This window comes from Micrococcaceae bacterium Sec5.7, assembly GCA_039636785.1.
Classification (GTDB): Bacteria; Actinomycetota; Actinomycetes; order Actinomycetales; family Micrococcaceae; genus Arthrobacter.
Map to the genome: position 1 here is coordinate 3,399,338 of CP144169.1, position 13,811 is coordinate 3,413,148.

13 protein-coding genes and 4 pseudogenes are annotated in these 13,811 nt (G+C 65.8%); 8 read left to right on the plus strand and 9 right to left on the minus strand.

All coding sequences use genetic code 11. The annotated features are described in order from the left end of the window. Positions 1-3: 3 nt before the first annotated feature. The 6 genes from V3C33_16220 (at position 4) to V3C33_16245 (ending at position 6,861) form a co-directional block, all read left to right on the plus strand. On the plus strand, positions 4-1,104 hold the full coding sequence (locus tag V3C33_16220) for a VWA domain-containing protein (GenBank protein ID XAS66996.1): 1,101 nt from the start codon (positions 4-6) through the stop codon (positions 1,102-1,104). After that, a complete protein-coding gene (locus V3C33_16225) occupies positions 1,097-2,263 on the plus strand; it encodes an XdhC family protein (protein XAS66997.1) in 1,167 nt (388 codons plus the stop codon). The genes V3C33_16220 and V3C33_16225 overlap by 8 nt, the downstream gene beginning before the upstream one ends. Positions 2,264-2,353: 90 nt before the next feature. Next, positions 2,354-2,866 (plus strand): (2Fe-2S)-binding protein, encoded by a 513-nt coding sequence (locus V3C33_16230; GenBank protein XAS66998.1) that lies wholly within the window; start codon positions 2,354-2,356, stop codon positions 2,864-2,866. After that, positions 2,863-5,232 carry a xanthine dehydrogenase family protein molybdopterin-binding subunit gene (locus tag V3C33_16235; GenBank protein ID XAS66999.1) on the plus strand — a complete coding sequence of 790 codons (2,370 nt, stop codon included), beginning with the start codon at positions 2,863-2,865 and terminating at the stop codon, positions 5,230-5,232. The genes V3C33_16230 and V3C33_16235 overlap by 4 nt, the downstream gene beginning before the upstream one ends. Beyond that, the gene (locus V3C33_16240; GenBank protein ID XAS67000.1) at positions 5,229-6,083 is read left to right on the plus strand and encodes a xanthine dehydrogenase family protein subunit M; all 855 of its coding nucleotides are present in this window, start codon (positions 5,229-5,231) and stop codon (positions 6,081-6,083) included. The genes V3C33_16235 and V3C33_16240 overlap by 4 nt, the downstream gene beginning before the upstream one ends. A gap of 22 nt (positions 6,084-6,105) precedes the next feature. Next, positions 6,106-6,861, plus strand: coding sequence for an SRPBCC family protein (locus tag V3C33_16245; protein XAS67001.1), 756 nt, complete (start codon positions 6,106-6,108; stop codon positions 6,859-6,861). A 144-nt stretch (positions 6,862-7,005) separates the two neighbouring features. Here the strand turns inward: V3C33_16245 and V3C33_16250 are convergent. Beyond that, positions 7,006-7,146: pseudogene (locus V3C33_16250) on the minus strand (cupin domain-containing protein). A 14-nt stretch (positions 7,147-7,160) separates the two neighbouring features. On the opposite strand from V3C33_16250, the pseudogene V3C33_16255 reads away from it, so the two are divergent. Beyond that, positions 7,161-7,250, plus strand: a pseudogene (locus V3C33_16255) (alcohol dehydrogenase). 62 nt (positions 7,251-7,312) lie between these two features. Here the strand turns inward: V3C33_16255 and V3C33_16260 are convergent. From V3C33_16260 to V3C33_16275, 4 genes are all read right to left on the minus strand, one after another. Then, on the minus strand, positions 7,313-7,852 hold the full coding sequence (locus V3C33_16260; GenBank protein ID XAS67002.1) for a DinB family protein: 540 nt from the start codon (positions 7,850-7,852) through the stop codon (positions 7,313-7,315). Positions 7,853-7,982: 130 nt separating this feature from the next. After that, on the minus strand, positions 7,983-8,480 hold the full coding sequence (locus tag V3C33_16265; GenBank protein XAS67003.1) for an SRPBCC domain-containing protein: 498 nt from the start codon (positions 8,478-8,480) through the stop codon (positions 7,983-7,985). 13 nt (positions 8,481-8,493) lie between these two features. Then, positions 8,494-8,826, minus strand: a complete 333-nt coding sequence (locus V3C33_16270; GenBank protein XAS67004.1) for a metalloregulator ArsR/SmtB family transcription factor — start codon at positions 8,824-8,826, stop codon at positions 8,494-8,496. 453 nt (positions 8,827-9,279) lie between these two features. Beyond that, positions 9,280-10,554, minus strand: a complete 1,275-nt coding sequence (locus V3C33_16275; protein ID XAS67005.1) for an MFS transporter — start codon at positions 10,552-10,554, stop codon at positions 9,280-9,282. 168 nt (positions 10,555-10,722) lie between these two features. Between V3C33_16275 and V3C33_16280 the strand changes: the two are divergent. Beyond that, positions 10,723-10,878: pseudogene (locus V3C33_16280) on the plus strand (recombinase family protein). Between the two features lie 375 nt (positions 10,879-11,253). On the opposite strand, the gene V3C33_16285 reads toward V3C33_16280, so the two are convergent. From V3C33_16285 to V3C33_16300, 4 genes and pseudogenes are all read right to left on the minus strand, one after another. Continuing rightward, a complete protein-coding gene (locus tag V3C33_16285; protein ID XAS67006.1) occupies positions 11,254-12,228 on the minus strand; it encodes an SGNH/GDSL hydrolase family protein in 975 nt (324 codons plus the stop codon). 270 nt (positions 12,229-12,498) lie between these two features. Continuing rightward, positions 12,499-12,855: pseudogene (locus tag V3C33_16290) on the minus strand (polysaccharide lyase family protein). 84 nt (positions 12,856-12,939) lie between these two features. Then, entirely contained in the window at positions 12,940-13,266 is a 327-nt protein-coding gene (locus tag V3C33_16295; GenBank protein ID XAS67007.1) for a metalloregulator ArsR/SmtB family transcription factor, read from the minus strand. 166 nt (positions 13,267-13,432) lie between these two features. Then, complete coding sequence (locus tag V3C33_16300) at positions 13,433-13,675, minus strand: SHOCT domain-containing protein (GenBank protein ID XAS67008.1); 243 nt, start codon at positions 13,673-13,675, stop codon at positions 13,433-13,435. Between the last annotated feature and the right edge of the window lie 136 nt (positions 13,676-13,811).

A 13,811-nucleotide genomic window follows, 5' to 3' on the forward strand; every position in this document is an offset into this window, starting at 1 on the left:
CCGATGGCCGCCGTGGAGCACGGCGCCGAGGAGATCCTCCTGGCATTTGCCGCTGCGGTGCGCTCGGCCGGGGTGATGGTGACCGCGGACCGAGCGCGCAACTTCGTCGATGCCGTGGGCAGGCTCGCCCTGGACCGCCGCGCCAGCGTTTTCTGGGCCGGCCGGGCAACTCTGTGCGCGTCGCCCGATGACTTGCCGACCTATCAGCGGACCTTTGAGGCCTGGTTTTCGGTGGAGCATTCCTCCGCCACCCGCGTCTCGCCGTCTGCAACGTCCGTCAGTGCGGCCTCTTTGGACGACGACGGCGGCCGGGAGGACGGGCGGAACCAGCTGAGGGCGCTCGCCAGCCGCCGGGAGCGGCTGAGGCACCGGGACGTGGCGACGCTGGATGACGCCGAGCGGGCGCTGCTGCACCGGATGTTCGAGGAGCTCCCGGTGCGGTTGCCGACCCGGCAGACCCGGCGCAAACGCCGGGACCGGCACGGCGACGTCGATCGGGTGCGGACCCTGCGCGACCAGCTGCGCCGCGGCGGGGAACCGGGTCCGCTGCGCCGCGCCCGGGCGCCGCGCAAACCACGCCGGGTTGTCTGGCTGATCGATGTTTCGGGCTCGATGGCACCCTATGCGGACAGCCTGCTGCGCCTCGCCCACCGAGTAGTCGAGGCCGCCCCGCATCGGGTGGAGGTCTTCACCCTGGGCACGCGGCTGACCCGGGTGACCGGCGCCCTGCGGGTGCCGGACACCGAAAAAGCCCTTGCCCTCGCGGGCCGCGCCGTACCCGACTGGTCGGGCGGAACCCGGCTGGGGGAAGTGCTGCGGGCCTTCAACGACCGCTGGGGCCAGCGTGTGGTGGCGCGCGGCGCCGTCGTCGTCATTGCCAGCGACGGTTGGGAGCGGGGTGACCCCGCCCTACTGGGACGCCAGACCGAGCGGCTGCATCACTTGGCGCGGCGCATTGTGTGGTCCAACCCGCATCGGGGCAAAGTTGGATACGAGCCCATACAGCGGGGAATTACGGCGGTACTGCCGCACGTTGACTTCTTTATAGGAGGGCACTCAATGCAAAGTTTCGAGGACCTGTTGGACGTGCTTGCCAATGCGTGAGGTCTTGGATGATCTGGTTGCCGCGATACGGGCCGGCCATACCGTGGGACTGGGGACGGTGGTGCGCACCTTCCGGTCCGCGCCGCGGCCGGCGGGGGCAGCAATGATGGTCGACGCCGACGGCCGCGCGGTCGGGTCAGTATCCGGCGGCTGTGTCGAAGGTGCGCTCTACGAATTGGCCACCGAAGTCGCCCACGACGGTCGGCCGGTGCTGCAGCGGTACGGCATCAGCGACGACGATGCTTTCGAGGTCGGACTGACCTGCGGCGGGATCCTGGACGTCTTCGTCGAACCGGTCTCGACCGAGACCTTCCCGCAGTTGCCGCAGGTGGCCGACGACGTCGGCGCCGGCCGGCCGGTGGCCATGGTCACCGTGATCGAACACCCGGATCCGGCCTGGGTCGGCCGCCACCTGGTGGTCCGCCCGGACGGATTCAGCGGCTCCCTGGGCAGCGACCGCGCCGACCACGCGGTCTGCGACGACGTGCAGGGCCTGCTGGCCGCCGGCCGCAACTCCACCCTTACCTACGGGCCGGACGGCCAGCGGCGAGGCGAGGGGATGCGCGTGTTCGCGGTCAGTTTCGCCCCGCAGCCGCGGATGCTCGTGTTCGGCGCGATCGACTTTGCTGCCGCCGTCGCCAAACAGGGGAGCTTTCTGGGCTACCGGGTCACGGTCTGCGACGCGCGTCCGGTATTCACAACGGCTGCGCGTTTCCCTCAGGCGGACGAGGTGGTGGTGGAATGGCCGCACCGCTACCTGCAGGCGCAGATCGGCGCCGGCCAGGTCGATGACCGCACGGTGATCTGCGTGCTCACCCATGATCCGAAATTCGACGTGCCGCTGCTCGAGGTGGCGCTGCGCCACAACGTGGCCTATGTGGGGGCGATGGGGTCCCGGCGCACCCACCACGACCGGCTGGAGCGGCTGCGCGAGGCAGGTCTGACCGAGGCCGAATTGTCCAAACTTTCCAGCCCCATCGGTCTGGACCTGGGGTCCCGGACGCCGGAGGAGACGGCCGTCTCGATCGCCGCCGAAATCATTGCGCTGCACTGGGGCGGGGAAGGTGGACGATTGAGCAGCATGGACGCGCGGATCCACCACGAGCCCATGGCCGACGCCGACCATGAGGACGCAGGGTACGAACTTGGGAATCCCTAACCCGCAAGCCTTCGGCTTGATGTAACGTGTGACACATCAAGACTGGCAGCCGGGCAGCCGTGCTCGTCCGCCCAGCGAGAGGAGATCTCAATGGCGAGTTCCACAATGATCACCATCGAAGTCGACAATGTGAGCTATACCGACGACGTCGAGCCAAGGCTGCTGCTGGTTCAGTACCTGCGCGAGCGGCTAGGCAAGACCGGCACATTGATTGGCTGCGACACCACCAACTGCGGCGCCTGCACCGTCCATCTGGACGGCGTCAGCGTGAAGTCCTGCACCATGTTCGCGGTCCAGGCCGATGGCCACCGGGTCACCACCATCGAAGGCTTGGCCCGGGACGGGAAACTCGCCCCAATGCAGCGGGCCTTCCACGAATGCCACGCGCTGCAATGCGGCTTCTGCACGCCCGGCATGATCATGCAATCGGCGTCCCTGCTGGACGAAAACCCTCACCCGTCCGAACAGGAAATCCGGGACGGCCTGGAGGGGAACCTGTGCCGTTGCACGGGGTACCAGAACATTGTTGCCGCGGTCCAGGCCGTCGCGGAGGGCACCGTGTCCTCGGACAGCGACGAAACCGAAACGGCAGGTGTGGCATGACCACCGCAGAAGTCGGCAGAGCCCGCCTCCGCAAGGAGGATGCCCATCTGATCACCGGGCGCTCCAGGTATACCGACAACATCACGCTGCCCGGCATGCTGCATCTGGCGATGGTGCGCAGTCCGTTCGCCCACGCGAAGATCACCTCGGTCGACGTCGCCGCCGCGAAGTCCTCCCCCGGCGTCGTTGCGGTGCTCACCGGAGCCGACGTGGCCGCCGAGCAGGGCAGCCTGCCCAACGCCTGGCCGATCACTCCCGAGCAAAAGGCCCCCGCGCACCCGGCGATCGCCGTGGATGAGGTTGCTTTCGCCGGCGAGGTGGTTGCCTGCATCATCGCCCGCAGCGCCGCCGCCGCACGCGACGCCGTCGAGCTGGTCGACGTCAACTACGAAGAGCTGCCCGTCGTCCTGGATCTGGAGGAAGCGGCGAAGGACCAGGTGCTGGCCCACCCGGGCCTGGGCACCAACAAATCGGCCACCTGGGTCTTTGACTCGGGCGACGCCGGCACCGGCAAACCGATCCGTGAGGCACTGGAGGGCGCTGAGGTCCTCATTGAGCGCACGTTCTACCAGCAGCGGCTCATCCCGTCCTTCATGGAGCCCCGCTCGACCGTAGTGGACCCCACCGGTGAGCAGATCACTGTGTGGTCCGCCACCCAGATACCGCACATTCTGCGATTGATGCTGGCGCTGACCCTGGCCATCCCGGAAAGCAAGGTGCGCGTGATCGCCCCCGACGTCGGCGGCGGCTTCGGCGGAAAATTGCAGGTGACCCCCGAAGAGGCCATTACCGTACTGGCGGCCCGGCACACCGGCAGGCCGTGCAAATACACCGAGACCCGCAGCGAATCCCTGATGGCGGCCCACCACGGCCGGGCCCAGGTACAGCGGCTGAAGCTCTCGGCCACCAAGGAGGGGATCGTCACGGGACTGGACGTTAACCTGCTGGCGGACATGGGAGCCTATCTGGGCCTGGTCGCCTCCGGTATCCCGATCCTGGGCGCCTTCATGTACAACTCGATCTACAAGTTCCCGGCCTACCGGTTCGAATGCACGAATCTGTTCACCAACAAGGCGTGGACCGACGCATATCGCGGTGCCGGACGTCCGGAAGCCACCTTTGCGATCGAGCGGATGATGGACGAACTCGCCGCCGAACTGGGTCTGGACCCGCTTCAGGTCCGGGAAAGGAACTGGATCAAGCACGAGGAATTCCCGTTCACCACCGTTGCCGGGCTCGAATACGACAGCGGCAACTACGAGGCGGCCACTGCGAAGGCGCTGGAGCTCTTCGGCTACGATGCGCTCCGGGCTGAGCAGGTCCGGCGCCGCGAAACGAACGACCCAGTCCAGCTTGGCATCGGCATCTCCACCTTCACCGAAATGTGCGGACTGGCGCCGTCCCGGGTGCTCGGTGCGCTCAATTACGCCGCCGGCGGCTGGGAGCACGCCCAGGTGCGCGTGCTCCCCACCGGCAACATCGAGGTGGTCACCGGGTCCTCCTCCCACGGCCAGGGCCACGAAACCGCGTGGAGCCAGCTCGTGGCGGACAAGCTCGGCGTGCCGTTCGAGAACGTCGAAGTGCTGCACGGCGACACGCAGATCTCCCAACGGGGACTGGATACTTACGGATCCAGGTCGCTGACAGTCGGCGGCATGGCTGTGCTCGCCGCGGCGGACAAGGTGATCGAGAAGGCCAAGGTCGTGGCCGCTCACCTCATGGAGGCCAGCGAAGACGACATCGAGTTCGCCGACGGTAAGTTCAGCGTAAAAGGCACCGATCAGTCGACGGCGCTGGGCGAAATCGCGCTGGCGACTTTTTCGGCACACAACCTGCCGGACGGGTTTGAGCCAAACCTGGATTCCGACGCGACCTTCGACCCGCAGAATTTCTCCTTCCCGCACGGCACCCATCTGGCGGCCATCGAGGTGGACACCGAGACCGGACGGGTCTCGATCCGCAAGTACGTCTGCGTGGACGACGTCGGGGTTGTGGTCAATCCGCTGATTGTGGAGGGCCAGGTGCACGGCGGTCTGGCACAGGGAATCGCGCAGGCACTCTATGAAGAGGCCGTCTACGACGACGCCGGCACCCTGGTCACGGGCTCGTTTGTGGACTACCTGGTTCCCGGCGCACCCGACCTGCCGCACTACACCACGGCACGCACCGAGACGCCCTCGACCACCAACCAGCTTGGGGCCAAGGGGGTCGGGGAGGCGGGTACCATCGCCTCGACGCCCGCCATCGTCAACGGCGTGCTGGACGCGGTGCGGCATCTGGGCGTGAAGGACATCAGGATGCCCTGTTCGCCGTCCCGTGTGTGGGCCGCACTTGAAGAAGCCAAGATGACCGGAGGTGTCCGATGATTCCGAGCGCATTCGACTACGCCGCGCCCAATACCGTGGCGGAGGCGTTGAGCCTGCTGGCCTTGGCCGGCGATGCGGGGAAGCTGCTGGCCGGCGGGCAAAGCCTGATCCCGGTGATGAAGCTGCGTCTGGCCGACCCGCAGATGGTGATCGATCTGGGCCGGATTGAAGGGCTGGCCGGGGTGCGAGAGGACGGGGATGCTCTGCTGATCGGCGCCATGACGCCTCACCACCAGGTGGCCACCGACCCGCTGGTGGCCGCCTATGTGCCTTTGCTGGCAAAGGCCGCGGCAACGGTGGCGGATCCGCAGGTCCGCCACCGCGGCACGTTCGGCGGCGCCCTGGTGCATGCCGACCCGGCGGGCGACTTGCCCGCGCCGGTGCTGGCCGCAGAGGCGACGTTCATCCTGGCCGGCCCGGGCGGGGAACGCCGGGTGGCCGCCGCGGACTTCTTCCAGGGCTACTTCACCACCGCAATCGCCGAGGACGAGATTCTGACCCATGTGCGGGTGCCGAAGTACACCGGCTGGGGCGCGCACTACGAGAAGTTCACCAGAGTGGCCCAGCAGTGGTCCATCGTCGCGGTCGCCGCGATGGTCCGGGTGGAGGGCGGCACCATCGCCGAGGCCCGGATCGGGTTGACCAATATGGCCAGCACACCTGTGCGGGCCACGGCGGTCGAGCGGGCGCTGGCGGGGGTTCCGCTGACCCGGGACGCGATCGCTGCCGCCAGCTCGCACGCCGCCGAGGGTACCGATCCGGCCAGCGATCTCAATGGCGACGCAGCCTACCGGCGCCATCTGGCGGAGGTTCTGACCAGGCGGGCGGTCGCCACGGCCGCGGGGCTGTAGCGGAACACGGCGAGAGGAAGACGTGGAACTCAAACATCACTTCGTGGTTCCGGGTCCGCTGGAGCACACGTGGCATGCCTTCAACCAATTGGAAGATATCGCGCCCTGTTTCCCGGGAGCGGTTCTCACCTCTGTGAGCGGCGACCAGTTCACCGGAACGGTCAAGGTCAAGCTCGGGCCAATCGCCATGATGTATGCGGGCACCGGTGAATTCCTTGAACGCGACGAGGATTCGCACACCGTGGTCATTGCCGCGACCGGGAAGGACAAGCGCGGCAATGGCACGGCAGGGGCCACGGTGACAGCGGTGCTGACGCGGGACGGCGACGGTACTGCCGTGGACGTGACCACCGACATGAACGTCACCGGCAAACCGGCCCAATTCGGCCGGGGTATCATCCAGGACATCTCGGACAAATTGCTGGCCCAATTTGTCCAGTGCGTGGTCGGGAAAGCGGGCGGCGGGGAGGCCGGGCAGACCGCGGAACCGGCAGCCGGGACGACCACGGAACCTGGGACCACGGAACCTCTGGCGACAGCACAGGACACCGTGGCACCGGCCGGGCCCGCCTCCGCGGGCCAGCGGGCCGCAGCCGCGTCAGCGGTATCTCGGCCTGCGGCGGGAGAGTCTCCGTTCAAACCCCAGTCCGCGCCGGCGGCCGAATTGGACCTTGGCTCAACCATGTGGCCGATACTGGTGCGCCATTTTGGTCCTGTCGCGCTCGGTGTCGTCGCTGTACTGGCGCTCGTCGTCTGGCTGGCCCGCCGACGCCGTTAGGCTAGCGATCCGCTTTATGCCACGTGTTTTCCGACGCGAAATCGTCGCAGCAGCCGACGACCGTCAAGAACCTGTCCCCCGCCCAAATAGGTAGGACAGATTGACAATAGGCCGGGGGTCGGGGATACCACCACGCCACCCTCGTCACCAGCTACAGGAGCTTACGGGTTCGCCCGGGGGCGTGTAGATGGTGTCGCCGGGGCGGATTTCGATCACTTCGCCGCCTCGGGACTGGACCAGGCCCCGGCCCTCCGTGACGTGCAGGGTCTGGCCGTTCGCGTGCCTGTGCCATGTGGTGCCTCGGACGCGAGTTCGGCGCCGCCGATGTGATCGCCGAGCGCGGCGACGAGGGCATCGAACGGATCCGTGAGCTCACCGGCGGCGACGGCGGGGCGTACCGCCGTCGTCCCCAGCCGTCCCCCGCCGTCGTCCTCCGTTCGGCCGCCCGCGGCTATTCTCCGGTCTGCCCGTCCACCGATTCACGGAGGAGGTCGGCGTGGCCGTTGTGCCTGGAGTACTCCTCGATCATGTGGCACAGAATCCACCGCAGGCTCGGTGCCGTACCGTCAGGCCAGGCGCGCCGGGCGAGCTGGTCCAAGCCGCCGTCGGCCAGGGCATCCGCGACGAGCGACCGGGAACGGGCAACGGCGCCCTGCCAGAGGGTTCGGAGCCGTTCCGGGGTATCGTCGGCGGCGGAATGCCACTCCCAGTCCGGGTCGGCCTTCCAATCCACGGCGTCCCACGGAGGCTGGCGGTCCCGCCCATGCAGAGACCCGGAGAACCAGTCGCTCTCCACGTAGGCCAGATGCTTGAGCAGGCCGCCCAGGGTCATCGACGACGCCCCCACCGTTGCCCGAAGGCCGGCCGCGTCCAGTTCGGAGCACTTCCACGCCAGGGTGGCTCGCTGGTAGTCCAGGAAGCCCAGGAGTGTCTCGGTCTCATCAGCTGCGAGGGGAGGCTCGGGGCGCCCCTGATCGTCCACTTGAGTCATGGGCGCGAGTCTACCGGCGGCGCCGCTGGTGGATCTAGGGGTCGCTAACGCGGGCGGACGACGGCGGGGGCCTCCCGCCGTCGTCCGCCTTCCTTGCGCCCTTACCGCCTGATGCCTGGTCCGGCAGCCGTTAGGAGACTGAGGATTCGGCGAGGATGGCGTCGACCTGCCCAACAGCCCCCTTCAGGCCCTCTTCCATGCCCATGGCGAGCATCTGCTCAAGCTGCTCTTCGGCTTCGAAGGTGGACAGGATGGTCATCCGGGTGCGGTCGCCGACGGCCTCGAGCGTCACGGTGGCATGGGTCGTACCCAAGTCACCGGTAGGGTTGCCGTTCTCGTCGGCGAAACCGTCGTCGAACTCCAGTTGGTGCGGGGCCTTGATATCGGTGAAACGCCACCAGCCGCGGGCCTTTTCGCCTTCGGGCCCGGTCATGTAGTAGTTGGCCTTTCCTCCGGGCACGAAGTCATGCTTCTCGAAGGTCGCGGGCCAGGTTGGCGGACCCCACCAGCGCTCAAGCTGGCGCGGGTCCTCCCAGATCTGCCACACGCGCTCAACGCTCGCGTCGAACTCGGCGACGAGGGTGAGGCTCAGGGCCTCGGGATTCTTGACCAAACTGATAACCGTCATGATGAAACCCTTCCTATCCTTCAGCGAGAATGTCTGCGATCCGGTCGGCGCGCTGCCGCCAGATCACCTCGTACTCATCGAGCAGCCGCCGGGCTTTCTGCAGTCCTTCATGATTGCCCCGCACGATCTGCTCCCTTCCACGCTTCTCCTTTGTGACGAGGGACGCGCGTTCCAACACCGCCACGTGCTTCTGGACGGCGGCGAAACTCATGGCGTAGAGCGCAGCGAGGCCGGACACCGAATACTCCCCCGCCGTGACCCGGGCGACGATGTCCCGACGGGTTGCATCGGCGAACGCCTGGAACAGGCGGTCAAGTTCGGCATCACTCATCTGATCTACAACCATTTGGTTGTAGAATAGTTTGGTTGTGAGGTCGCGTCAATGGGTCGGGGGCGACGGCGTGGGCATGAGTCAGAGCCGACCTCTCGGTTGAGAGGCAAAGGCCGCCGCCGGTGGCCAATGCGTGCTGGTGCAGGTGTTGCCGTCGCGCGGCGAGTTGGAGATCGTCCGGGTGATCGACACACCGGAGGCCACCCACATCCGCTACCGCGTCCGTCGCTGAGCCGGTTGACCAGCGGCCTCTTGGTTGTGGTTGGTCGGGGTGAGTTGACGGATCTGGAGCGGGCGAAAGCTCTGGAAACGGTCCTACAGCGCACACACGTACTCCTTCGAGGACACCCCTTGATAACACCCGGAGCCCCAAAGGCGAACAGGGCAAGCAATTCCGTTGACTACATCGAGGTTCGCGGCGAGTTTGTTTCCAGGTCATAGAGCAGGTCAACCGGGTCACAACAACGTCTATGACGGCGGTGATTCCGCGTTCGACGTGCCGGTCGAGGCGTTGGCCTCATCGGCCTGGGGACGTTGCTGACGACTCGCCAGCAGGAACGGCACCGCGATCAACTCGATAACGCCGCCGATCGCCAGCGAGGCAGGGTAGCCGTACACATCGGCTGCCCGACCGAGCAGCGGCTGCACCACAACGCCACCGCTTGATCCCATGAGTGAGTCGAAGCTCAGCACGGTTGCCCGCTGCTTCGAGGCGATCATGTCGTTCAGGTACGCCTGCCGCACGGGGGTGCCCGCAGAGGCGACCAATGCCCAGAGCGCCAACAGCACCAGGGCCACCCAGAACACCCGGGTGAACCCGAGTACGACCAGAATCAATGCGCCCACGATGCTACTCAGGATCAACACCGTCGTGCGTCTGCGAACGAGGCGCCGGATGCGGGGCGCTATCCAGCCGCCGAGCACCTGCGCGCCGGCCACGATTGCCGCCGCCAGACCCGCCACGGAATACGCGCGCGGGTCGCCGAAGAGCTCAAGCAGGAACGGCTGCAGGGCGTAGAACACATAGATCCCGACGCCGGCACTGAACGGCGCGGCCAGCATCACGTAACGTACCGGCGGGTTCTTCAAACCGCTCTCAATCGAGGCAGAGAGCACGGCACGGGTCGCCTGGAGAGGATGGGTCGAGCGTTCGGGGGTGAAACCGACATCGCGCATGAGCCAAAAGGCCACGACGAACATGGCCAACAGCACGCCCACCCGCAACAAAAACGGCACGCCGAGGTTGGTGGCCTGCGCGATCACACCGCCGGCCACCGAGCCGACGAGCATCGCGACGCCCGACACCATCTGTCCCCGGCCGAGCACCGTCTCCAGCCCGCCTTCATAGCCTGAGAAGCGCAACGCGTCGACGAGCCAGGCCTCGACCGCACCCGAGAAGAAGGTGAAGCCCAGACCGAGCAACACCGACACCACCGCCCAGGACCAGAACGGGGCGGAAAGCTGCCAGAGCAGGTAGTAGAGGTAGGTCGAGCCTGCCAACGTCACCGTGCCCAGCAGGAACGAAACGCGGCGCCCCCAACCGTCGGCAATCACCCCGGTGGGCACCTCGAACAGCACCATACCGGCCGTGAAAAAGGCGTTCGCGGCAAAAGCCTCTAGGTTGCTCAGACCGGCATCCAGCAGGAAGAGGGTGTTGATCCCCCAGATGAACGAGGCCGCAAGGGTATTCCCCAGCGTCAACGTGAGAAAGATACGCTGAATCTTTCGGGCGGCGGGGTTCATCGCGTCGCCGTCCCCGCCAGAGTGTAGGGGCAGCACGAGTCCATTCTCGTCCCCTTCATCTGCGCGCGCCAGAGCAGCTTGGCCAGTCACTAAATCAGGCGAATAGTCTTCTCCGCATCATCCCGGCCATACAGTCCCCTAAGACGGTCCCCACCGCGACATCTTCCGCGCACGCGACTTGCCATGGCATCCATGGGTCAGAAGGACACCAAAGTCGGCGACCTCTGTAAAGAGCTCGCCATCCCTCGGCATACCCTGTACCGACACGTCTCCCCGACCGGAGAGCTACGGCCCGACGGGTCCACGGTGCTCGCGAAAAGTTAGTCGGATACCGTCGTTTCGAGGCCAGCAAACGGAACGGTGAGCGCGCCTACCGATTGTGGTGCAACCGGCTGCGCCAAGCTATGAGAAATGGATCAGCTCCCTTTGATTCGCTCTCTTGTCGTGCAACCCTCGGGTTGCTCGTTCGAGCAAGCGCCCGTGACGCCGGATCAGTTGGAGCAAATCATCGAGGTCGCACGTTGGACTGGATCGGCTCGCAACCAACAACCAACAACCAACAACCGTGGCGTTTTATCACTGTTTTTGACCCCACGGCTACAGCAGCCCCTGCCGTTCCAAATCCTCAGACACCAGCCGGGCAAGTTCCGAAGCCCCGGCACGGTTGGTTGGGGTGGAGCTTGTCGGGCATGTAGAGCCTCAACGTGGCTTCGGGCCCAATGGACGTGAAGTACGCCGAGCTGAGCACGTTGAGGTCCACCAGGGGCACGTTCTCTTCCTGGGCCAGTGCAGCTGTGGAGTGGCGGTACCACCGGTCCACTGAACTGTGGACGCCGTCGGCATTGAAGTCCGTTGCCCGACCCTGCGCGGGGGCAACCAGGGTGTTGCCCCCGTGGCGGCGACCTGCCGGACCGTGTCACGGATGATTTCCTTGAACTCCGCTTCAGTGGTGGCATTCTTGGCGGCGGGGTCGTTAATGCCCATCTCGAGGAGGAAGAGGTCGCCCGGTTTGATGTATTTCAGGATCGCTTCGAGCCGGCCGTCGTTGCGGAAGCCCCGTGCGATCTGGCCGCCGGAGGCCAGGTTCCGGACGTCGAAGGCGTCCGCGTCCATGTAGTTGGGAAGAAGCTGTCCCCAGCCGGCTTGGACACTGGCATCAAGCGGGTAATAGTTGGCCACAGTGGAGTCGCCGCCAACCCAGATGGTGGGGTCCATGTCCGCATGGCGGGAGACCTTTCCGATCTCCAGTGCGCTCAGCGTGAACGCCGCACCTGCCTTGCCCTCTGTGACCAGCAGGTTCAGCTGGCCGTCCGTGACGGGCACTTCGAATGAATCCGTAGCGGCGTTCCCGGTCATGTTGATGACTTGGTAGACACCTTCGGCGGCGACGCCGGACCGCGATGTGTTTCCCAGCGTGACGGTCGCCTTGTACAGGCCGACCGGGAGGTCGACATTGAAGGTATTGGCGCTCTTGGTGCCGAATTCCAGAAAGCGCACAGCGTCGCCGGCCACGCCTGCTCCGGAGGCGGCCACATCGGCCATGCCCTGTGGCGTGTTGAAGCCGTACCTGGTTTTCGCGTCGTACGCGTCGGAGGCGCTCGGGCCCGTGCATCCCTCTTCCACGGGGCCGTTGCCAAAGTCGAACTTGTAGCTGCCGGGGTCTGCGTTTGCCACAGACACAGGTAAGACCGCACAGAGCCCGCTGAGTAGCACCGTCGCGGCGATGCTCCCCGTTTAGCGATCACGTTCACTTCCTTTTGATAACGCGTGGCCTAGCAACCACACCATTGACGTTTGTATCGTTTCAAAAATGTGTGACAGCCAGCCCCGCATGACTCGGGACAAGAATGTCGGACTCAGTGCGACGTGCGCGCCACGGCACCGAAGGGACATCTGACTGCCTTTATCCGCCCGCCGTCAGTGATGAGGGGCGAAGGCCTGGCGTCAGCCCTCGTCGACCTGGAGGCGGATGGCGTCGTACATGATTCCGGCCATCGGCTGCATCCAGTTGTCGGGGGTAGGCGCCTGCGCCGGTCGGGTCGGTGACAGGGTGAGCACATTCTCGCCGTCCTGGATGAGGCTGGCGGGGAAAGTGATCGTCGGTATCTCCCGGTACATCGCACGGGCCACGAGACGATACGAGGAGTTGTCCCCGGGCACGCCCGGAAGGGGGTCGACGGACGCGATGTGCGCTCCGTTGAGCGCTATCCCGAGAGTCGCGAAGACCTGACCGGCCAGTGCGATATCGAGGCATCCCGAGCCGCGCTGGTAGCGGTGGGCGTCGAAGCGGATACGCCAGGTCGTGAGCGTTGTAGCTGATCGTCGCGGCCACGAACCAACGGATCCGACGGTTCAGCACCCTGCGCCGGTCAACGGTGAGGACACTCATACGGCGCAGTCCTCGATCGGGCACGAGCAGATCGGCTCCACCGTCAGGATCACCTCAAGCAGATCCTCGAGCGCGTGGGCGAGCTTTGTATCGGAGAGTTCGTAGCGGACCCGCCGCCCGACGGGTTCCGCGACCACGAGCCCGCAGTCCCGCAGAGAGGCCAGATGGTTCGAGAGTATCTGTCTGCTTACTCCGATCGAATCGGCGAGGTCCGCCGGAAAAGCGCCGCCGTCCTTGAGCGTCATCAGGATCGAGGACCTGGTCGGATCAGCCAGAGCCTTGCCGAAACGGGCGAGGACGGCTGTGGTTGAAAGGGTCCCCACGGACTCATGGTACAGAAAATTATGTATTCATCGATATCTGTACCTACTTTTTCAACAGCCGATCACTCCGGAGTTGCAGCAGTGATACGGGGTTGCTGCCTGCGCGGCGTGCCGGCCACTTCTTGATCCCTGCCTTCGGTGGCCGGGTGTGGAAAGTGTTCATCCGTTACTGCAGGGTGTCCCGCCGCTTCCGGTACTCCTCGTCGTCGATTTCTCCGCGCGCGTAGCGCTCATTCAGGATTCGACGCGCGGTGTCGAACGTATCGGGCTGTCCGCCGATGCTCCGTCCGCCGCCCCGGGCCAGCCTGATTGTCACGAAGGCCGCAAGTGCCAGCCCGACTATCACCAGGATCGGCCAGATCAGCATCCACGGCCACATCCATTCCATGCCACCGTATCCGTAACCCATGATTGATTTCTCCTTTGATCCTGTCGCTGCAGAAACTGCATGCGGCCGAAGGCCCATGGGGTGGCCCATTTCAAGTGTGGCGTTCCTGCCGCTTATTGTCTGCCGTCACTGAGTCCCGGCGGCGCGGGTGACCGCC